Annotated in this window: 20 protein-coding genes; 11 read left to right on the top strand and 9 right to left on the bottom strand. The window is 33.2% G+C overall.

Translation table 11 applies throughout. The features are described from left to right. The first annotated feature begins 121 nt into the window (after nt 1-121). Nucleotides 122-757, top strand: a complete 636-nt coding sequence (locus ACWA1F_RS11185) for a murein L,D-transpeptidase catalytic domain-containing protein (protein WP_456893814.1) — start codon at nt 122-124, stop codon at nt 755-757. A 20-nt stretch (nt 758-777) separates the two neighbouring features. Here ACWA1F_RS11185 and ACWA1F_RS11190 read toward each other — a convergent pair whose 3' ends face one another. After that, the gene (locus tag ACWA1F_RS11190; protein ID WP_456893815.1) at nt 778-1,251 is read right to left on the bottom strand and encodes a hypothetical protein; all 474 of its coding nucleotides are present in this window, start codon (nt 1,249-1,251) and stop codon (nt 778-780) included. A gap of 60 nt (nt 1,252-1,311) precedes the next feature. Then, a complete protein-coding gene (locus ACWA1F_RS11195; protein ID WP_456893816.1) occupies nt 1,312-2,277 on the bottom strand; it encodes a GlxA family transcriptional regulator in 966 nt (321 codons plus the stop codon). 140 nt (nt 2,278-2,417) lie between these two features. Here ACWA1F_RS11195 and ACWA1F_RS11200 point away from each other — a divergent pair, with 140 nt between their 5' ends. The 7 genes from ACWA1F_RS11200 (at nt 2,418) to serB (ending at nt 6,599) form a co-directional block, all read left to right on the top strand. After that, on the top strand, nt 2,418-2,831 hold the full coding sequence (locus tag ACWA1F_RS11200; protein WP_306159597.1) for a VOC family protein: 414 nt from the start codon (nt 2,418-2,420) through the stop codon (nt 2,829-2,831). Beyond that, entirely contained in the window at nt 2,828-3,244 is a 417-nt protein-coding gene (locus tag ACWA1F_RS11205; RefSeq protein WP_456893817.1) for an SRPBCC domain-containing protein, read from the top strand. The genes ACWA1F_RS11200 and ACWA1F_RS11205 overlap by 4 nt, the downstream gene beginning before the upstream one ends. 14 nt (nt 3,245-3,258) lie before the next feature. Further along, nucleotides 3,259-3,663, top strand: coding sequence for an SRPBCC family protein (locus ACWA1F_RS11210; RefSeq protein WP_456893818.1), 405 nt, complete (start codon nt 3,259-3,261; stop codon nt 3,661-3,663). A 214-nt stretch (nt 3,664-3,877) separates the two neighbouring features. Further along, nucleotides 3,878-4,288, top strand: coding sequence for a VOC family protein (locus ACWA1F_RS11215; RefSeq protein WP_456893819.1), 411 nt, complete (start codon nt 3,878-3,880; stop codon nt 4,286-4,288). A gap of 1 nt (nt 4,289) precedes the next feature. Further along, on the top strand, nt 4,290-4,727 hold the full coding sequence (locus tag ACWA1F_RS11220; RefSeq protein ID WP_456893820.1) for an SRPBCC family protein: 438 nt from the start codon (nt 4,290-4,292) through the stop codon (nt 4,725-4,727). Nucleotides 4,728-4,778: 51 nt separating this feature from the next. Then, nucleotides 4,779-5,213, top strand: a complete 435-nt coding sequence (locus ACWA1F_RS11225) for a VOC family protein (RefSeq protein WP_456893821.1) — start codon at nt 4,779-4,781, stop codon at nt 5,211-5,213. Nucleotides 5,214-5,369: 156 nt separating this feature from the next. Next, complete coding sequence (gene serB, locus ACWA1F_RS11230) at nt 5,370-6,599, top strand: phosphoserine phosphatase SerB (protein ID WP_456893822.1); 1,230 nt, start codon at nt 5,370-5,372, stop codon at nt 6,597-6,599. Between the two features lie 447 nt (nt 6,600-7,046). Here serB and ACWA1F_RS11235 read toward each other — a convergent pair whose 3' ends face one another. The 3 genes from ACWA1F_RS11235 to ACWA1F_RS11245 all read right to left on the bottom strand — a co-directional run bounded on the left by ACWA1F_RS11235 (nt 7,047) and on the right by ACWA1F_RS11245 (nt 9,434). Further along, nucleotides 7,047-7,586 carry a hypothetical protein gene (locus ACWA1F_RS11235; protein WP_456893823.1) on the bottom strand — a complete coding sequence of 180 codons (540 nt, stop codon included), beginning with the start codon at nt 7,584-7,586 and terminating at the stop codon, nt 7,047-7,049. A 9-nt stretch (nt 7,587-7,595) separates the two neighbouring features. Further along, nucleotides 7,596-7,838, bottom strand: coding sequence for a redox-active disulfide protein 2 (locus ACWA1F_RS11240; RefSeq protein WP_456893824.1), 243 nt, complete (start codon nt 7,836-7,838; stop codon nt 7,596-7,598). Between the two features lie 84 nt (nt 7,839-7,922). Continuing rightward, nucleotides 7,923-9,434, bottom strand: coding sequence for a GH3 auxin-responsive promoter family protein (locus ACWA1F_RS11245; protein WP_456893825.1), 1,512 nt, complete (start codon nt 9,432-9,434; stop codon nt 7,923-7,925). A gap of 242 nt (nt 9,435-9,676) precedes the next feature. On the opposite strand from ACWA1F_RS11245, the gene ACWA1F_RS11250 reads away from it, so the two are divergent. Beyond that, on the top strand, nt 9,677-10,471 hold the full coding sequence (locus tag ACWA1F_RS11250) for a DUF2797 domain-containing protein (protein WP_456893826.1): 795 nt from the start codon (nt 9,677-9,679) through the stop codon (nt 10,469-10,471). Nucleotides 10,472-10,725: 254 nt separating this feature from the next. After that, the gene (locus ACWA1F_RS11255; protein ID WP_456893827.1) at nt 10,726-11,772 is read left to right on the top strand and encodes a glycosyltransferase family 9 protein; all 1,047 of its coding nucleotides are present in this window, start codon (nt 10,726-10,728) and stop codon (nt 11,770-11,772) included. Nucleotides 11,773-11,896: 124 nt separating this feature from the next. Here ACWA1F_RS11255 and ACWA1F_RS11260 read toward each other — a convergent pair whose 3' ends face one another. The 3 genes from ACWA1F_RS11260 to sppA form a co-directional block, all read right to left on the bottom strand. After that, on the bottom strand, nt 11,897-14,500 hold the full coding sequence (locus ACWA1F_RS11260; RefSeq protein ID WP_456893828.1) for an AsmA family protein: 2,604 nt from the start codon (nt 14,498-14,500) through the stop codon (nt 11,897-11,899). Nucleotides 14,501-14,667: 167 nt separating this feature from the next. Next, on the bottom strand, nt 14,668-15,615 hold the full coding sequence (locus tag ACWA1F_RS11265; RefSeq protein WP_456893829.1) for an alpha/beta hydrolase family protein: 948 nt from the start codon (nt 15,613-15,615) through the stop codon (nt 14,668-14,670). Between the two features lie 12 nt (nt 15,616-15,627). Further along, complete coding sequence (sppA, locus tag ACWA1F_RS11270; RefSeq protein ID WP_456893830.1) at nt 15,628-17,385, bottom strand: signal peptide peptidase SppA; 1,758 nt, start codon at nt 17,383-17,385, stop codon at nt 15,628-15,630. A gap of 138 nt (nt 17,386-17,523) precedes the next feature. On the opposite strand from sppA, the gene folK reads away from it, so the two are divergent. Further along, on the top strand, nt 17,524-18,660 hold the full coding sequence (gene folK / locus ACWA1F_RS11275) for a 2-amino-4-hydroxy-6-hydroxymethyldihydropteridine diphosphokinase (protein WP_456893831.1): 1,137 nt from the start codon (nt 17,524-17,526) through the stop codon (nt 18,658-18,660). 143 nt (nt 18,661-18,803) lie between these two features. Here the strand turns inward: folK and ACWA1F_RS11280 are convergent, their stop codons facing one another. Beyond that, nucleotides 18,804-19,157, bottom strand: coding sequence for an MmcQ/YjbR family DNA-binding protein (locus ACWA1F_RS11280; RefSeq protein ID WP_456893832.1), 354 nt, complete (start codon nt 19,155-19,157; stop codon nt 18,804-18,806). Between the last annotated feature and the right edge of the window lie 46 nt (nt 19,158-19,203).

Genomic DNA, 19,203 nt, shown 5'->3' on the forward strand with positions numbered 1-19,203 from the left:
TTGTTTTTTACGGTGCTTTTTTTGGAATTATTTTTTATACTTTGTTTTTGGTTATAAAAGCACTTAAAAAGTATTTAAGAGAATAAAAAAATAAGTTGAAACTTAATCTGGTAATTAAATTATGAAGATACTATATTGCTTCATTATTTTTTTTGCGTTGTGGTTCTGTGTCCAAAAGAAAGAGGGTAAATCACTTTTGCTTCCAAAAAAAGAAAACAAGTTATTTGAGGCGAAATCAGATTATAGTTCTCATTACAAAGAAGCTTTAGCATTTTGCAAAACCAATAATTACAATCAAAATTTCTTTTTTCTTATCGATTTAGGACTTCATTCTGGCTATAAAAGATTTTTTGTTTACGATTTTAAGCAAAACAAAATTGTAAAATCTTATATGGTGAGTCACGGCTGTGGCGATAATCAATGGGGAAGAACATCTTCTAAAGAAAAACCACAGATAAGCAATGAGTTCGACTCGCATTGTTCTTCGATTGGGAAATATGTGGTTTTGGACCGCGGTGTCAGTCAGTGGGGCATAAAAGTGAATTATGTTTTGCAGGGAAAAGACAAAACAAATTCGAATGCACGAAACCGTGCCATAGTGCTCCATTCTTGGGATGCGATTTCAGATAATGAAGTGTATCCAGAAGGAACGCCAGAAGGTTGGGGCTGTCCAGCAGTTTCAAACGAAAGCATGAAAGAAATCGATGAGCTTTTGAAAAATAATAAAAAAGTCCTGATGTGGATTGTCAAGACTTAATATGATATCGCCATCGTGGCTTACTTTGTAATCGTCAAATAAGTGGGCTTAGCAATGACTTGGTCATTAAGCCAAACATTTTTTTTGGTAGTAGAGTTTTTTGTTCTCGAATATTCAGCTTTTACAATGTCTTTGTCATTTTCATTCCATTGAATATAAGTTTCGGGAAATTTCTCTTTAGGATTGTGGTTTAAGAAGATCCTAATTGCATATCGATCTGAATTTTGGTAAATCATGAAAAAATTAGGAGAATCTAAATTGGCTTGATATTGCGGAACCAATTTCCCGTCCAATAAAAAAAGTATTTTTATTTTCTTTGGGTCGTAACTATCAGGATTGTTCGGATTCAATAAATCTTTATTTTTAGAATTAACAACACTGAAGTCTATAGAGGTATCAAGATTAAAACCTTCAATAATGTCTTCTTTAAAAGGATCAGAATCACAACCAATAGAAACCAATAGAATTAGTAAAATACCAATAGCTTTTTTCATTATTTTAGGATTTAGAAATTTCAAATAAAAATAAGAAAATTTTTAACAAAACCAACTTTTTTATTGAACCCTAAACTTCTCTCGATATTCAATAGGTTTCATTCCGACCATTTTATAAAACACTTTCCTAAAAGCTTTTGGATCGTTATACCCCGTTTTTTCGATGATTTCTGAAATCGAAAGTTGGGTTTGTTCTAAGTATTTTTTGGAGCTTTCTACTCTAATATTCTGAAGATATTCAATTGGCGGAATTCCGGTAACTTGTTTAAAACGGCGTGTCATGTTTCTTGCACTGGTCGGAATATCTTTGGTGATTTCTTCCAGTTTTTCAATTGTATGATACTGACTTTCTATTTTTTGCTGCAACATAGCAACCAAAGTGTCATTGTGTAAATGATTAGGCCTGAAAGTGCTAAAATAACTTTGCTTGTATCGATTTAAATCGATAGAAAATATTTTAGCGATTTTTACCGCCATTTCGTTACCGCAGAATTTCTGGACTAAAAGTATCAATAGGTGAAAGGTAGAGGTCGAGCCTCCGCTTGTGTATAAACTTCCGTCAGCGGTTAAAGTTTCTTCGGGTTTTAATTTTACCATCGGAAAAGCTTTTGTAAAGGCACTGCAAGCATCTACATGCGTTGTGGCTAATTTTTCGTTTAGCAAACCAGACGCTGCAAACAAAAAAGCTCCTGTACAAAAACTGGCTAATTCAGCTCCAGCTTGATGTTGTTTTTTCAGCCAGGGAATAAAATTTTTATTCTTTTTAATCATCTCGCTCATATTGTCGGTAGTAAAAGCGGGAATTAAAATTAAATCTAAAACATTATCTGAAGACTCAATAGCATTGCTTTTATATCCAAATAAATTTCCTTGATCGGCTTGTTCTTGCGATTGAAAAATCATTATTTCAAATGGTTTTTCGGCTCCCGACGTAAGTTTGTTTGCGGTTTCAAATACTTCTAATATCGCTGCTATACTTAATAATTTATAGTCGTGAGGTACGATTAAACCTAATTTCTTGCTCATGATATTTATAGTTTTTTGGAGGTTCAGTTTATACAAAAATAAGTAAATTGTCTTAAATGCCCCTAAAAATGACTTTTATTGACATTTTAACTAATCTTAATATTTTAAATTTGTTTTAATTAATTCGTAATTTTATAAAGATGAAAACAAAAATATTCTTAAATCTTGCCGTAAAAGATTTAAAACGTTCAATTGATTTTTTTACACAGTTAGGTTTTTCATTCAATGAAAAATTTACCAACGAAAAAGGAACCTGTTTAGAAATAGGAGAAAATATTAACGCTATGCTTTTGGTAGAAGAGTTTTATCAGACTTTTACAAAAAAGCAAATTTGCGACACAAAAACAACAAGCGAAGTTCTTATTGCGATTTCTGTAGAAAGTCGTGAAAAGGTGGACGAAATTATGGAGAAGGCCGTTAAGGCAGGAGGAACTGATTACAACCAGTCACAAGATTATGGCTGGATGTATCAAAGAACTTTTCTAGATATAGACGGACATCATTGGGAAGTGTTTTATATGGATGAAAATAATATTCCAAATAATCCAGAATGATTTCTGTAGAATGCACAATAAACGCGCCAATTGAAAAAGTTTGGGAGTTATGGACTTTGCCAGAGCATATTATAAAATGGAATTATCCATCAGAAGAATGGCACACAATTGCGGCAGAAAATGATTTAAAAATCAATGGTCAATTTAAATATACCATGCAGGCAAAAGATAAAAGTGCAACATTCGATTTTGAAGGAATATATACAGATGTAAAAGTTCTTTCCTTAATTGAATATCAGCTTTCTGACAAAAGAAAAGGAACTATTCGCTTTGAAGAATATAATGGCACTGTAAAACTTACCGAAATATTTGAACCTAATATTCAGGATTCAGAAGATATGCAGAAACAATGGTGTCAGACAGTAATAGATAATTTTAAGACTTATGCTGAAGATATTAAGAACAATAATTAACTAAAAAATTAAAAATGATCACAATACAAACAACCGTAAACGTAGCTCTAGATAAAGTTTGGAATTTTTGGAATACACCAGAACATATTACAAAATGGAGTTTTGCTTCTCCAGATTGGCACACACCTTATGCAGAAGCTGATTTAAGAGAAGGAGGCAAATTCAAATCGACTATGGCAGCAAAAGACGGAAGCATGAGTTTTGACTTCGAAGGCGAATTTACTCTGGTAAAACCAAACCAAGCACTTTCTTATGTTATGGCAGACGGAAGAAAAGTTGAAATTACGTTCACAGAAACTCCAAATGGTGTTGAAATAATTGAAAGCTTCGATCCAGAAACTCAAAATCCAGAAGAAATGCAGCGCGCTGGCTGGCAGGCCATTTTGGATAATTTTAAGTCTTACGTTGAGCAAAATTAGGTTCAAAGTCTTCAGAAGTTACAAAGATTTAATGCGATGCGGTAAAAGTGAAGGATTTTATCGTTAAGCAAAAAATAAAAACTTAGCGTCTTAGTGCCTTCGTGGCAAAACATACCCGCAAAGGTTCAAAGATTTACATTTAAAATTTACTTACATAACTTATATGGTTTAAAAAAAAGAAGAAAAAATATCTAACCCAACAAAAAAACAAAAAATGACAAAACAAATATGGTTGAATCTTCCTGTAAAGGACGTAGCAAAAGCGAAAGGTTTTTTCTGGAAAATAGGTTTTTCGTTTAATGAACAGCATGATACGCCAAGTTCGACGTGCATGATTGTAGGAGAAGGGCATTTTGTAGTAATGCTTTTTGAAGAAATGCTTTTTTCAAGTTTTTCTCAGCACAATCTCACCGATACAAAATCAAGTTCTGAAGTCTTGATTTCGATCGATGCAGAAAGCAGAGAAGAAGTAGATGAATTAGCAGAAAAAGTCAAAGAAGCTGGCGGAACTGTTTTTTCGCCTCCTGCAGAAAGTCAAGGATGGATGTATGGCTGCGGTTTTGCCGATTTGGATGGTCATCGTTGGAATGTTTTATTTATGGACTTTAGTAAATTACCCGGTTAATATGGAAAAATTAGTATTTAATATCGATGTAAAGGCTTCCAGAGAAAAGATTTGGAAAGTCTTATGGGACGACGCAACCTACAGAAAGTGGACAAGCTCTTTTTGTGGAGAAAGTTACGTGCAAACGAATTGGAACGAAGGCGATAAAATTTATTTTTTAGGGTCTGGCGGAGAGGGAATGAATAGTATAATTGAAACTAAAATTCCGAACGAATACATGGCGTTTAAACATATGGGCGAGCTTAAAGATTTTAAAGAAGTTCCGCCAAATGAAGAAACGAAAAAATGGATAGGTGCAATGGAAACCTACAGATTAATTCAAAAAGGAGATGTAGTTGATCTTCACGTAGAAGTTGACGTAATCGAAAAACATATAGATTTCTTCAAAGAAGCTTTTCCAAAAGGATTGGAAACGATTAAAGAGTTAGCAGAGAATTAGTTCTCAGTGTTAAGGACTAGAAACAACAAACAATAAACAATAAAAAACATCATGGCAGCAGTAAATCCATACTTAATGTTTAACGGGACATGCGAAGAAGCATTCCTATTTTATAAATCAGTTTTTGGCGGAGAATTTCCGTATATCGGAAAATTCAAAGATGCGCCTGCAGAAGAAGGAGAAGTACTTTCTGAGGAAGCACAAAATAGAATCATGCACGTATCGCTTCCAATTGGGAATACCATTTTGATGGGAAGCGACACTCATCCAAGATACGGAGATGTAGGTTTTGGGGATAATTTCTCTATTTCTATTAATGCAGAAAGCACAGAAGAAGCAGACCGAATTTTCAACGGACTTTCTGCTGGAGGACATGTAGAGATGCCACTGGCAGACACTTTCTGGGGAGCTTATTTCGGAATGTTCAAAGATAAGTTCGGCATCAACTGGATGGTCAATTTTGATAAAAATGAACCAATGAAATAATCAAAAAGTTATGTTATCTTAATAATAAAAGATAATTGTTAAATTACTCGAAAAAGCACATTGATATGTGCTTTTTCTTTTCAAAAAAACAAAGATTATTCTTTTTTATCAACTAGAGATTGCCGATTTTTGTCGCTTCAAAATCAAGAAAGAAAAATGGCAGCAGAAGATAAAGAAATAATTTTATTAAAAGTTTCAGGACACGATAAAATTGGAGTTACAGCAGGTTTAACTGCAGTTTTAGCGGCTTACGACGCTAATATATTAGATATCGGTCAAGCCGATATCCATGACACACTTTCTTTGGGAATTTTGTTCGAAATTGCTGCTGGATCTTCTTCAGCACCAGTTTTAAAAGATCTTCTGTTCAAAGCTTACGAACTGGAAATCAAAGTAAAATTTATTCCAATTTCTATAGAAGATTACGAAACTTGGGTAAAATCACAATCTAAACAACGTTACATCATCAATATTTTGGGCGAAAAACTGGCGGCTTCACAATTGGCGGCAGTAACCAAAATCATGTCAGACCAAAATCTGAATATCGATTCTATTATCCGATTAACGGGAAGAACTTCTATTGTCGATAAAGAAGAATATCCGCGTTCTTGTATTCAATTGTCTGTAACAGGCGAAATCGTGAACAAGATCATCATGACGGCCAGTTTTATGGAAATTTCTAGAACGCTAAACGTTGATATTTCTTTTCAAGAAGATAATATTTACAGAAGAAATCGCCGTTTGGTTTGCTTCGATATGGATTCGACTTTAATTCAAACCGAAGTAATCGACGAATTGGCAGAATTAAATGGAGTAGGAGATCAAGTGCGTGCCATTACAGAATCGGCTATGAACGGAGAAATTGATTTCAACGAAAGTTTCAAACAACGTATGGCTTTGCTTGAAGGTTTGAGCGAAGAAGTATTGCAAAACGTTGCTGTCAACTTGCCAATAACACAAGGAGCACATCGTTTGATGAAAGCCTTAAAATATTACGGATACAAAACGGCAATTCTTTCTGGAGGATTTACTTATTTCGGAGAATATCTTCAAAAAGAATTAGGAATAGATTACGTTCACGCCAATCAGTTAGAAATAAAAGACGGAAAACTAACCGGAAAATATATCGGCGACATTGTTGACGGTCAGAAAAAAGCCGAACACTTAAAAGCAATTGCCGAAAAAGAAGGAATTCACATTAACCAAACCATTGCAGTTGGAGACGGAGCAAACGATTTGCCAATGCTAAACTTAGCCGGTCTAGGAATCGCTTTCCACGCCAAACCAAAAGTAAAAGAAAGTGCTTCAACATCTATTTCAAGTTTAGGTCTCGACGGTGTTTTGTACCTTTTAGGGTACCACGATCGCTATATCGATATGATGTAATGCAATTGTCATTCTAAGAATTCACCATATTTTTGTCATTTCGACGAAGGAGACCCGAGCGATAGCGAACAGGCGAAGCAAATCTCCACAAGAAACTCGACAAAGATTGATGAAAACTTATAATTAAATCTTTGCGCCTCCGCGCTTTTGCGAGCAAAATGACACTCTAGTCACTTAAATTAATCTCGCAAAGACGCAAAGTCGCTAAGTTTTTCAAACTAGATATGTCATCCTGAGCGAAGTCGAAGGACGGCAATCATAATAAAAAATAAAACCTCAGTCTTTCAATAAAAAAGGCTGAGGTTTTTTATTTGGGCATGTCCCGCCAGAAAAAGGCGGGTCGGGCTATCCGTTGCAATCTTTTTGTCTCGTTAAAGAAACGAGACAAAAAGGATTTCCACTCCTATCCCTCATGCGGTTTAGTGGAATTAATGTTTTAAAGAAAAATTAAGTTTTGTTATTTATTTGTCTTTTACGATTATTGTAATTGTTCTCGTAGAAATAAAAATAACTATTAAATACTTTATTATATAAACTATTGTTGTGAATGTCAAATGAAAAAGGAGAGCTTGTACCTAATTTTTTATATATCTTTAATAGTTTTTCCGCAACAATTAAGTCGTCTTTTTTTAAACATCTTATGCCAAAAAAGAACATATCATTTTGATCTGTTGGATCTTTTTCTAAATCAAAATAAGCAAATACCTGTTCATCATTTTTTGAATGTAAAACTTCAACATCATGATTTTTTTGGTCTTTATATTTTTCGATTATGTAATCTTTTTCAAAACTTATATTTAAAAAATTAAGCAATTCAGGTATTTCCGTGCCATCAAGATTAGTGTGCCAATAAGAATTTTCAACATTTAATATTTCAAAAAAACAAGCGTAAAAATAAAACTCGACATAATCTATCATATGCGAAAGATTTGTTTTTCCGTAATGTAAGTCAATCTTTTTTCTTAATTCTATTTCATCTAAATCCATCGTTGTGTTTTATTCTCGAGATTCCAATTCTCTTTTCATTTCTTTTAAATTTCTAATATTTAAAATCAGAATTGGAAGCAATGCAATTGGAACAACATTCATAGCACTAAAACCTTTCATAAAAATAATAAACAAGTTTAGAGCAAATAACATAAACAATACAACAGCAAAAATAGTATTTACCGTTTTCAATGTCTTCTGATTTTTAATCAGTTCTTCTGTTGTCATTTCGCTGAACTTGGTGTTTTTCATATTTTTATAAAATAAATCGTTTTTAAACAGTCAACATCTTAATTTTTAATTCGTGAAAATTCGTGTAATTAGTGGCAACAAATATCAACACATTTCCTTCAACTGCTCCAAATAATCCCTCTGATTTGAAAGTCTAGGAATCTTGTGCTGTCCGCCCAATTTATCCCTTTCTTTTAACCAATCATAAAAAAGATTTTCTCGAGCAACATTAACCACCAAAGGATTCAAAGTCATATTGTTGTAGCGTTTGGCTTCGTAATCAGAATTTAAAGTTTGTAGCGTTTCGTCTAAAACTTTTTGGAAAAGGCCAACATCCGCAGGGTGTTTCTTAAATTCAATCATCCATTCGTGAGCGCCTTTTTCTTTGTCCTGCATAAAAATAGGAGCAACCGTATAATCAATCACTTCAGTTTGTGTAACCTGGCACGCTTTAGCAATAGCCTGATCGGTATTTTCGACCATTAATTCTTCTCCAAAAACATTAATATGATGTTTCGTTCTTCCTGTAACCCTAATTCTATAAGGATTCAAAGAAGTAAAACGAACCGTATCGCCAATTAAATAACGCCACAAACCAGAATTGGTAGTAATAACAATTGCGTAGTTTTTATTCAATTCGACATCAGCCAGGCGAATTACTTTTTGGTTTGGAGTTCCAAAAGTGTCCATCGGAATAAATTCGTAGAAAATTCCATAATCAAGCATCAGTAATAAATCACTTGAATTATTCAAATCCTGAATCGCAAAAAAGCCTTCAGAAGCATTGTATATTTCGTAATATCTAAAATCTTTGCTTGGCAGAATATTTTTGTATTGTTCTTTGTATGGAGAAAAACTCACACCGCCATGAAAATAAACTTCTAGGTTGGGCCAAAGTTCGAATAAATTCTGTTTTCCTGTATTTTCCAATACTCTATTCATCAACACTAGCATCCAAGACGGAACACCAGCAAAACTGGTTACGTTTTCGTTTTTAGTTTCATTGATAATAGCAGCCATTTTAGTCTCCCATTCGCTCATCAGCGAAGTTTTGCTGCTTGGCGTGCTGCTAAATTCTGCCCACATTGGCATATTTTCAATCAGAATAGCCGACAAATCGCCAAAGAAAGTATTGTTGTTTTCGTAAATTTGAGAACTTCCGCCTAAGCGAAGACTTTTTCCCAAAAACAATTCAGAATCTTCATTATTGTTTAAATAAAGACACAAAAGATCTTTACTGCCTTTATAATGGCAATCTTCAAGGGCTTCATTACTTACCGGAATAAATTTACTTTTGGCATTTGTGGTACCGCTCGATTTGGCAAACCATTTAATTGGGGTTTCCCAAAAAACATTTTGCTCCCCCAAACGAGTACGCTCAATCAGAGGCTGTAATTCTTCGTAAGTTGCAATCGGAACTCTTTCTGCAAAAGTTTGATAAGAGTTAATAGTCGAAAATTCATATTGTTTACCAATAACCGTGTTTTCAGACGCCATCAATAAGTTGTGCAATAATTCTTCCTGAACTTCATTAGGATATTTTAAAAAAAGCTCTATTTGATGAATCCTTTGTTTTAGGACCCAAGATGCAAACGAATTGATAATTGATAAAGGCATGAATCTGGTTTTTAGTTAACTGATTTTAGGTTTTTAATCTTACAATCTGTGTAAAACAAAAAAACTTAAAATTTGAATATCGAGAGACAAATAGTAACTTTGTCTTCATATCAAAAATAATGTTTTTTTGTAAAAAACAATTCGATTTGAAGTAAAGATTCTACCTAATAAGTCGAATTTTAACACAAAAAACTTTAAATCTTTTGATAAGTCTAAATCAGCAATTATAAATAAAAAAACGAATGCAATATCAAGGTGTACTGACAAAAATGCAAACTGAACTTGGAAGCCCAATTCAATACTATTTAGTTTTCGAGGATAGTTTCTTAAATGTTAATCAGTTATTAGACAAAGAAATTGAAATCAATTTTGTGGGCTGTCAATGCTTGAATTGCGGTAAAAAGAAAAAAATATACCGACAAGGTTTTTGTTACGAATGTTTTTATTCAAGTCCGGCAGTTGGAGATTGGATTATGAGACCAGAATTGAGTACAGCGCATTTAGGAATTGCAGATCGAGATTTAGAATATGAATCGAAAGCACAGTTACAGCCACACATTGTATATTTGGCTTCGGCATGCGAAATAAAAGTTGGAGTAACCCGCAAAACGCAAGTCCCAACTCGTTGGATCGATCAAGGTGCTTCTCAGGCAATTGCAATAGTTGAGGTTCCGAATAGATATTTGGCAGGAATAACAGAGGTGGCCTTAAAAGATCATTATACAGACAAAACTAACTGGAGAAAAATGCTCCAGAATTCGGTTGAAACTTTTGATTTAATCGCAGAAAAAGCAAAAATAGAAAGTTTGATTCCAGCAGAAGTTAGAGATTACTTTTATGCACAAAAGAATGATCTTTACGAACTCCAATATCCAGTTTTAAATTATCCGGCAAAAGTGAATAGTTTAAATCTAGATAAAACGCCTTCTTTTACAGGAAAATTGACTGGAATAAAAGGGCAGTATTTATTATTTGAAAACGGAACAGTTTTCAATATTCGAGGTTCAGAAGGTTACGTGGTTACAATAGACGTCTAGAGTTATAGCCCATTCGTCTATTTTTGGCCTATAATGGTATAATTATAATCTTAAATTTAAAATAAAGGTTATACTTTGGCAACTTTCTAGAATAAATGATGTGAATTTTGATATTATAATTTACAATTCTATAATATTTACTTTATTCAAATAATTTATTTTTAAGAAAAATTTAACTTATATTTGGTTTGGTGTACACATTCACAAACCGAATATGGTTAAAGTTTTTTAATTCAAAAAAAACAAATTATTAAATGAGTAACTTAAAGAAAGTTAATGTTTTTAGGCGTTCATTAATGCGAAATCTAACTAAGAATATAGGAAATTCTGGAGTTAGTAATGCAGGGCCTATAGATAAGAGCAAAATTAAAAAAGTCTTGATCTGCAGACCTAATGGACGATTAGGGAATATGCTTTTAATTACGCCTCTAGTTCAGGAAGTGAGTAAAATTTTTCCAGATTGTAAAATCGATGTGTTCGTAAAAGGAATGCTGGCGCCAATTGTTTTTGAAGAATACGAAAACATCGATAAGATTATCCATCTGCCTAAAAAACCTTTTAAAGAATTGGTAAAATACTTTAAGGTTTGGACGCTCATTAGAAATCAAAATTATGATATTGCTATAAATGTCGATCAGAATTCTTCTTCGGGAAGGCTCGGAGTAAAGTTTTCTACAGCAAAATATAAGTTTTTCGGAAATCTTCCAGAAGGCGTTACCTTAGAATATCCAGATTACGACCATATTGCAAAATACCCAGTTTACAATTTTAGATATTTTTTAAGTCAAGTAGGAATTGAAGATAAAAATGAGCCCATTGCACTTTTGGATTTAAAATTATCAGAAGCTGAAATTGCAAACGGAAAACAGATTTTAGATAAAATTATTGATCCAGCCAAAAGAACCATTGCTATTTTTACTTATGCAACTGGAGAAAAATGCTACTGCGTTTCTTGGTGGGAAGAATTTTATACAGCTTTGAAAAAAGAATTTCCAAACGATAATATTTTTGAAGTTCTACCAGTAGAAAATGTCTCTCAAATAAACTTCGAAGCTCCAACTTTTTATAGTAAAGATGTTAGAGAAATAGGTTCTGTATTGGCCAATGTAGATGTTTTTGTTGGTGCAGACAGCGGAATTATGCATTTGTCAAGTGCCTCAAAAGCTCCAACAGTAGGTTTTTTTTCGGTTTCTAATTTGAAGAAATACGAACCCTACGGAAACGGAAGTGTAGGTTTGGATACCAATTCTTTAGCCGTTCCAGATTTTATAAAAGCAATGCACAAAATATTAGATAAATAAAAAAAAGAAAAACCTGTTTTTTAAAACAGGTTTTTCTTTTTAAGGGACTAAGCTTCTAAGGTGCTGAGCTTCTAAGTTTTTAGCTTAGCACCTTAGTAGCTCAGAGCCTTAGCACCTTTTTTTATCACGGATTCTTCTTCTTAAACAATCCATTCAATAAATCACTTGCTTTTTTAGTTACTTCTTGAGTTTTTTGCTCTTTTTCAGTTTTAGCTGCTTGGGTCGTATCTTTTGCTTTTGTGTTTTTATTGATCAAATCTGTAAGCGCAGAAGTTCCTTTTTGAGTCAGTTTTTCTTTTTGCTGGTTCACCAATTGTGTAGTCAAATTGCTCACCGCCGCTTTCATGTCTGTACTGATTTTAGGATTTGAAAAGTTACCTGTTAAAGAAGCATTAATTGGAATATTGTCCAGTTTTGCAGCATCGGCAGGAGATAGTTTTGCAATTAAATTATTAGCTTCAGTACCTAAATATTTAGCAGGAACATCAAATTTAAGCGTGTAATTCATAGTTTGGTCAAAACCGTGCGTTCCGCCAATGGTAGCTTTAATATCTTGATATTTAATGTCAAATGGTTTTACATTTACTTTTCCGTTATCGAAAGTCAATGCCATTTTCAAATCGTTTAGATTCAATTTATTTAAATCAAGAAACTTAACATTTGAAGTCAACGAATTTAAAACAGTTGAGTTTTTTGCATTTACAGTAGTCGACAACAATTGACCTAACAAATCTCCTGAAATAGATTTTAAATCTGGAGTCAGTTCTTTTGCATCCAAATTACCATTTAATTTGATGGTCGAATTCAATTTTCCGTTAATGATTCCCGCGATTGGAGCGATTTTTTTCATCATGTCCAATTGCGTAAAAGTTTGTGCGATATCAACTTGATTGAACCCTAAATTCATATCAAAAGTCGGCACTTTTTCTTTTGTAGAAACAGCTCCGTTTAGACCGATAGATCCTCCGAAAATATTGGTTTTAAAGTTTTCAAGAGTCGCTTTTTCATCTTTAATAAGCAATCTTCCAGAAACGTCTTTTAGTTTTAAATTATCATATAAAACTGTTGTTGCTTTTGCATTTAAAGTACAGTTTAAGAACGCAGGAATCTTCATTGCTTCAGCAGGTTTTGCTGGAGTTTTTGTTTCTGTTTTCGCAGGTTCGCCAGAAGTCATGAAATCATCAACAGCTAATTGGTTTGAACTCATATTAAAGTTTCCTTTAAGCTCTTGTTTTTTAAACATAAAACCATAGAAATTCTCTAGAACTCCGTTAATGCTGATATCACTTTTTCCAGTTGTAGCATCAAATTGTTTTAAGTTGATTGTACTTGTATTAAATTGAACTAATGCAGTACTAATGTTCATCGATTTGTTGTTTTCGTCAGTATATTTAAATCCTGACAAACTCATTGTACCAGCATTTTTGATGTTTTGGTATTGGCTTTTTTCTACAGAAGCCATATCAAAATTAGTGGTAACATCAGCTTTTAAAATACCCGCCAAAGGTTTATCCATCTTGATAGGATACGCTTTTGAAAGATTCGCCAAATTGATTGTTCCTTTTAAAGCCGCATCAATAATTGGATTTACAGTGATGTTTTTGATATTCGCTTTAGCGTTAAAAACATCTTGATCAATTCTAAAAGATAACTTATCTAGATTTACATAAGTATCATTTAAAATTCCAGTTTCGTTGATTATTTTGGTATCAATTACAATATTCTGAACCGATTTTGGAAGGTTTGGATATTGAAAAGAAGCATTGTTGGATGCAATTTCGATATTGAATTTAGGAACAGTGGTATCTGTAAGTTCTCCTTTTGCAAAACCATTTACAGTAAAATCTCCAGTTGTTTTTACGCCTTCTAAGCTAGAAGAATAGGCAGAAGGAATTAAACCTAAGAAATTGGTAAACGATGAAGTAGGCGTTTTAAACTTTAAATCGTAAATCTGAGCTTTTTCGGCCATCTGGATGAATCCGTCAAACTCTAAAGGCAATTGGTTGATTAAAGCTTTGTTTTCTTTGAAAGTATATTTGCTCTTTTCTAAATCAATACCAAGAACAGCGTCTAGCGTTAGTTTCACATTTTTCATGTAATTCATCTTATCCATGTCCAATGAAACTTTCGCAGTAGATTTTGTAGTTAAATCTAATTTAGAATTGGTAAAATCTCCAGTTCCTTCGTGGTTTAAACTGTCAATTACCATTTTAATTTTAGAACCTTGATCGATGTATCTAAAAGTAAAATTCTCAATTTTATAGTTCTGAATTTTTAAAGCAAGCGGTTTACTTTCCTCGCTTTTTGTTTCTTCTTTTTTATCTTTTAATGCGATATCAAAGTTTCCGACACCATCTTTATTAAAAATGATATTCACTAATCCGTTTGTAGAGCTAATTCCCTGAATGTTTAAAGGTTCTTCTTTTCCTTTGAAAAGTTCTTTAATGCTCATTTTTAAGTTCAGCTCTCCCAGAGATACTAATGTATCGCCTTCAAAAGGAGCTTTGTTTATGATAACTAATTTCTCGATTCCAACAGTAGCATTTGGAAAATTCTTGAATAAACTTAAATCGGCATCTGTAAAACTTACTTTGGCATCAACGCTTTCGTTAATGGCCTCGACAATTTTAGATTTGATTTGGTCTTTAAACAAAAACGGAATGGCAAATAATGCCGCAACAAATACCACAAGTACTATGGCACTTATTTTTAAAACTTTTTTTAGCATATTAATAGATTTGAGGGTTTACATAAATCGACTCCACAAAAATAGTTTTTTTTGCAAGAGTCCAAAATAAAGTTTTCTTAAAAATGTAAGAATTAACTTTATTTTAAAGAATTAAAAAAATCCGCTCTGATATTAGATCAAAACGGATTTTTTAAGGTGTTATTTTATTATTTCTGAATAAATGAAACTATTTTCTCGACTAATGCTTCAGAAATAGGAAGAGTTTCGTTATTGTAGCTCGCTATATTGTCTTCCAGATTGCCATCAATAATTTTCATAATATGATTCATCTTATCAATAATCTGCAATTCAGCATTTTTATTGGCCTGTTTTAAATTTTCGGCATCTTTAACTGCAATCTGTAGATCATTGTTTCCTTGTGCGATTAAAACCGGAATAGTGAGTTTTTGTATTTCGGTTTGCGGATTGTATTTGAACCAAGAAATCAAATAGGGCTGAATACTTGGTCTGAAAAGAGAATTCAGCATTGGATCTACTTTTTTTACTTCAAATCCATTTTTTAAACTATCGATAATAGGAAAAGTCAAGTCGTTAAGCTGTTTCATGGATTTTGCTCCAATCTGCGTTTTCAAGATTTTATCAGCTGGCTCGCCTGCGCCTGCAATCGAAACAAATTTATCGGCTTTTGCACTCGCAACCATTCCAATCAGAGAACCTTCGCTATGTCCAATTATGATTATTTTAGAAAAACGTTTGTCTAGTTTTAGGTAATTAATCCAGCTTTTTGCGTCTTGAATATAGTTTTCAAAAACAAGACTGCTTTCAGATCCGCCTGCCGCTTTGCTTTCTCCAATAGCTCTTTTATCGTAGCGTAATGATGCAATTCCGTTTTTTGCTAGCGCTTCAGCCAGCATTTTTAACGAATTGTTTTTCATCATCGGATTATTTCCGTTTCGGTCCGTTGGGCCAGAACCAGCAATGATTAAAGCAACTGGATATTTTTTGGTCAAATCTGGAGTTGTCAGCGTGCCGAAAATCTGATCGGTATTTATTTTTAATACAGCTGGCGTTTCCTTAAAAGTGATTTCTTTTTTGTCTTGAGCATTTATAAAACTCCAAAACAAAACCGTTAAAAAAAGAATTACTTTATTCATTTTTCAATTCAATTAATAAATATTGATTCCGTAAGGCAATATCGCTTGAACTCCTTTTTGTTTTTGGAATTTCTTAACCTGCTCGATAAGAAGGTAGTTTTCTTCGCCGATTTCTTCTTTGATGAAAGCTTCTTTAGATTTTGCAAAAGGAAGTCCCGAAATAAGATCGTTTAGCGTTTTTTCGTATTCAGGATAATTCTGAGTGCTGTACTTTTTTATTTTAGCTATTTTCGCAGCTTCAGCAATTGCATCATTCAATCCGCCGATTTTGTCAACTAAACCAATTTTCAACGCTTCCGATCCAGACCAAACTCTTCCTTGCGCAATAGAATCAACTTGTGCAAAAGTCATTTTACGGCCTTCAGCCACATGAGTTACAAAAGTGTTATAGATTTTTTCGACTCCTTCTAAAGTGAACGCTTTGAATTTTTCGTCAACTGGTACAAACGGACTGTAGTTTGCCGAATTCTCATGCGTTTTTACTTGCTCAGAATTGATTCCTAATTTATTGGCTAATGGGCTAAAGTTGGGCAACATTCCGAAAACACCAATTGATCCTGTAATGGTATTGTTTTCAGCAAAAATTTTATTGGCGTTGCAAGCAATATAATAACCGCCAGATGCAGCGTAATTACCCATAGAAACTACAACTGGTTTTACTTTTTTGGTAATTTCAATTTCTCTCCAAATTAAATCAGAAGTTAGCGCGCTACCGCCTGGACTGTCAATTCTCAAAACGATAGCTTTTACGTCATCATTTTTTCTGGCTTCTTGCAGAGAGCGTCGCATCGAACCTTCGCCAATAGTGTTGACATCTCCTTCGCCACTACCAATTTCGCCTTGCGCGTAAATAATAGCAATCTGATCTGTTGCGGTATTAGCCAAAGCAGTCGTTACATAATTTTGAGTATAATCTGCAATCGAAATTTTATTGTAATCTTCGTCTTTGTCCACTTTTAGCGCTTTTCTGATAGCGTCGTGGTAAACATCTTCATAAGCGACAATATCTACTAAATGTTGCTCTTTTGCCATTTCTGGAGTTCGTGCCAAAAGACCATTGGCAATTTCGTTTAATTTAGGAAGCGGAATATTTCTGCTTTTTGCAATATCGCTAGAAACCGTAGCCCAAATAGAGTTTAAAAGCGCTGTTATCTGTTCTCTATTGGCATCGCTCATTTTATTTTCTAAGAAAGGCTCAACGGCACTTTTGTATTTTCCGTGACGGATAACTTCCATACGGATTCCCGATTTGTCTTGGAAATCTTTGAAAAACATTACTTCAGAAGAAAGGCCTTTAAAGTCTAAATCTCCCGCAGGATTTATATAAATAGTATTGGCAACAGAATTTAGATAATATTCTTTTTGAGAATACGTATTGGCGTAAGCCCAAACAAATTTTCCTGATTTTTTAAAGCTTTCCAAAGCATTTCTTAAATCTTTATATTGAGCAAGACCAAGAGAAGATTCATCATTTAAGATCGAAATTCCTTTGATGTTGTCATCGGTTTTAGCAGCTTCAATCGCGTTAATGACATCCGTCAAACCAATGCCTTTTTGCTCAGAAAAACGAGTTACCCAAGGATCTTTATATTTTCCGGCGTAGTCGTTTTTGATTTCTTTTAAATTCAATTCAATAACCGAATCCGATTTAAGAGAAACGGTGTCGTCTCCTCCAAAAATAACTCCAAGAAAGATTACTCCAAAGAAGAAGAGCATGATAAAAACAAAAATACCAATAACTGTGGCAATTACATTTCCTAAAAACTTCATATGTATATTTTTTTTATAAGTAGCAAAAAAGAGCAAATTGTTACAAACGAGACATCTAAATTATTGATTGGATTTGAGACGTCGTTTCACAAATATATTGGTTAATTCTAAAATAGTTTTAGTTAATTTGCATTAATTATGAAATTACAGCATCAAGTCGTTTTATCGATAGGCAGCAACCAAGGCAGCAGACTAGAAAACATTCAAAATTGTATTGATTTACTACATCAAAATGTTGGTACTGTTATCCAAGTTTCCAAACTTTATGAAACTCCTGCTTGGGGTTTTGAAAGTGATGCTTTTTATAATTGTGCATTGCTTCTGCATACCAATTTATCTGCTCATAAAATACTCAATCAAATTTTAAAGGTCGAAAAAGAATTAGGGAGAATCCGCTTAAATCAAGAAGGATACCAGTCTAGAATTATTGATGTTGATTTGATTGCTTTTGATGATGAAATAATTGAGACCGATAAGCTTCAGGTTCCGCATCCGCTAATGCAAAACAGAAATTTTGTGCTCCTTCCGATGCAGGATTTAAAGTTACATTGGAAACATCCAATTTTGCAGAAAACAATTCCCGAATTGATTGCAGTTACTCCCGATGAAAGTATTTGTACGGTTGTTCAAAGCTTAGAAAGTCCGATTGATAAAATTCCGCTCAACCGATTTAATTATGTTTCTTTTGAAGGGAATATTGGCGCAGGAAAAACTACTTTAGTACATAAAATTGCGGAAGATTTTAATGGAAAAACTGTTTTAGAAAGATTTGCAGATAATCCGTTTTTGCCAAAGTTTTACAAAGATCAGAATCGATATGCGTTTCCTTTAGAAATGTCCTTTTTAGCCGACCGTTACCAACAATTATCTGATGATTTGGCACAATTTGATTTGTTTAAAGATTTTATAGTTGCCGATTATCATATTTTTAAATCGCTGATTTTTGCAAAAATAACCCTTGCGGAAGATGAATATCGTTTGTACAGAAATCTATTCGATATCATTTACAAAGAAATGCCAAAACCAGATTTGTATATTTATTTGTATCAGAATACAGATCGGCTTCTTCAAAACATCAAAAAACGCGGACGTGTTTATGAACAGAATATTGAGGCTACGTATTTAGAAAAAATCAATACAGGTTATCTGGAATACATAAAATCTCAAACCGATTTGAATGTTTTAATCATTGATGTTTCGGATCGCGATTTTGTAAAAAAACACGAAGATTATCTTTATATTTTGGATGAAATTCAGAAGAAGTTAATTAGTTAATGTGTCAATTTGATAATTAGTAAATTAGATAATTTTCTTAGTTTGTCGCAAATTAACTAACTTATATTTTGCCTCATAATATAATCGATACATTTTTTTCCATTATCAAATTTGTCAAATTATCTCATTTTCTAATTGACAAATTAGCTAATTATCCCAAGCTGTTTTCTCAGTTTTACAGATAATTTTTCCTGAACAAGATTATAAGACTGCTGAATGTATTTTTCCCATTCAGACTTTTTCATTCGTGTAATATCATCAATTAAAACCCATTTGTATTTTGCAACATAAGGCGCTGGTTTAAATCCAGGTTTATTGCTCATTTCTTCAAATTCTTCGTCCAAAACTTTAAACGAAGCCGATGTAGGATTTTGATCCAATCCTACCACGCAATACATTTTAGTGCCAACTGAAAACACAAGATCGTGTTCCCATTTAATATCTTCGGTTGTGCCAGTCAATTTTTGGCAGATTTCTCGAATGGTTTCTATATTCATTTTATGCTTTTAGTAATTTTTAGAATTAGATGATTCGGCAATGTGT

This window comes from Flavobacterium erigeronis (assembly GCF_054075165.1).

Bases quoted from the DNA above. Each gene is read 5' to 3' on its own strand.
- ACWA1F_RS11235 (WP_456893823.1), bottom strand. From the start codon at position 7,586: ATGGATTTAGATGAAATAGAATTAAGAAAAAAGATTGACTTACATTAC.
- ACWA1F_RS11255 (WP_456893827.1), top strand. From the start codon at position 10,726: ATGAGTAACTTAAAGAAAGTTAATGTTTTTAGGCGTTCATTAATGCGA.
- ACWA1F_RS11250 (WP_456893826.1), top strand. From the start codon at position 9,677: ATGCAATATCAAGGTGTACTGACAAAAATGCAAACTGAACTTGGAAGC.
- ACWA1F_RS11240 (WP_456893824.1), bottom strand. From the start codon at position 7,838: ATGAAAAACACCAAGTTCAGCGAAATGACAACAGAAGAACTGATTAAA.
- ACWA1F_RS11195 (WP_456893816.1), bottom strand. From the start codon at position 2,277: ATGAGCAAGAAATTAGGTTTAATCGTACCTCACGACTATAAATTATTA.
- folK (WP_456893831.1), top strand. From the start codon at position 17,524: ATGAAATTACAGCATCAAGTCGTTTTATCGATAGGCAGCAACCAAGGC.
- ACWA1F_RS11225 (WP_456893821.1), top strand. From the start codon at position 4,779: ATGGCAGCAGTAAATCCATACTTAATGTTTAACGGGACATGCGAAGAA.
- ACWA1F_RS11210 (WP_456893818.1), top strand. From the start codon at position 3,259: ATGATCACAATACAAACAACCGTAAACGTAGCTCTAGATAAAGTTTGG.
- ACWA1F_RS11280 (WP_456893832.1), bottom strand. From the start codon at position 19,157: ATGAATATAGAAACCATTCGAGAAATCTGCCAAAAATTGACTGGCACA.
- ACWA1F_RS11265 (WP_456893829.1), bottom strand. From the start codon at position 15,615: ATGAATAAAGTAATTCTTTTTTTAACGGTTTTGTTTTGGAGTTTTATA.
- ACWA1F_RS11245 (WP_456893825.1), bottom strand. From the start codon at position 9,434: ATGCCTTTATCAATTATCAATTCGTTTGCATCTTGGGTCCTAAAACAA.
- serB (WP_456893822.1), top strand. From the start codon at position 5,370: ATGGCAGCAGAAGATAAAGAAATAATTTTATTAAAAGTTTCAGGACAC.
- ACWA1F_RS11260 (WP_456893828.1), bottom strand. From the start codon at position 14,500: ATGCTAAAAAAAGTTTTAAAAATAAGTGCCATAGTACTTGTGGTATTT.
- ACWA1F_RS11215 (WP_456893819.1), top strand. From the start codon at position 3,878: ATGACAAAACAAATATGGTTGAATCTTCCTGTAAAGGACGTAGCAAAA.
- ACWA1F_RS11185 (WP_456893814.1), top strand. From the start codon at position 122: ATGAAGATACTATATTGCTTCATTATTTTTTTTGCGTTGTGGTTCTGT.
- sppA (WP_456893830.1), bottom strand. From the start codon at position 17,385: ATGAAGTTTTTAGGAAATGTAATTGCCACAGTTATTGGTATTTTTGTT.
- ACWA1F_RS11220 (WP_456893820.1), top strand. From the start codon at position 4,290: ATGGAAAAATTAGTATTTAATATCGATGTAAAGGCTTCCAGAGAAAAG.
- ACWA1F_RS11190 (WP_456893815.1), bottom strand. From the start codon at position 1,251: ATGAAAAAAGCTATTGGTATTTTACTAATTCTATTGGTTTCTATTGGT.
- ACWA1F_RS11200 (WP_306159597.1), top strand. From the start codon at position 2,418: ATGAAAACAAAAATATTCTTAAATCTTGCCGTAAAAGATTTAAAACGT.
- ACWA1F_RS11205 (WP_456893817.1), top strand. From the start codon at position 2,828: ATGATTTCTGTAGAATGCACAATAAACGCGCCAATTGAAAAAGTTTGG.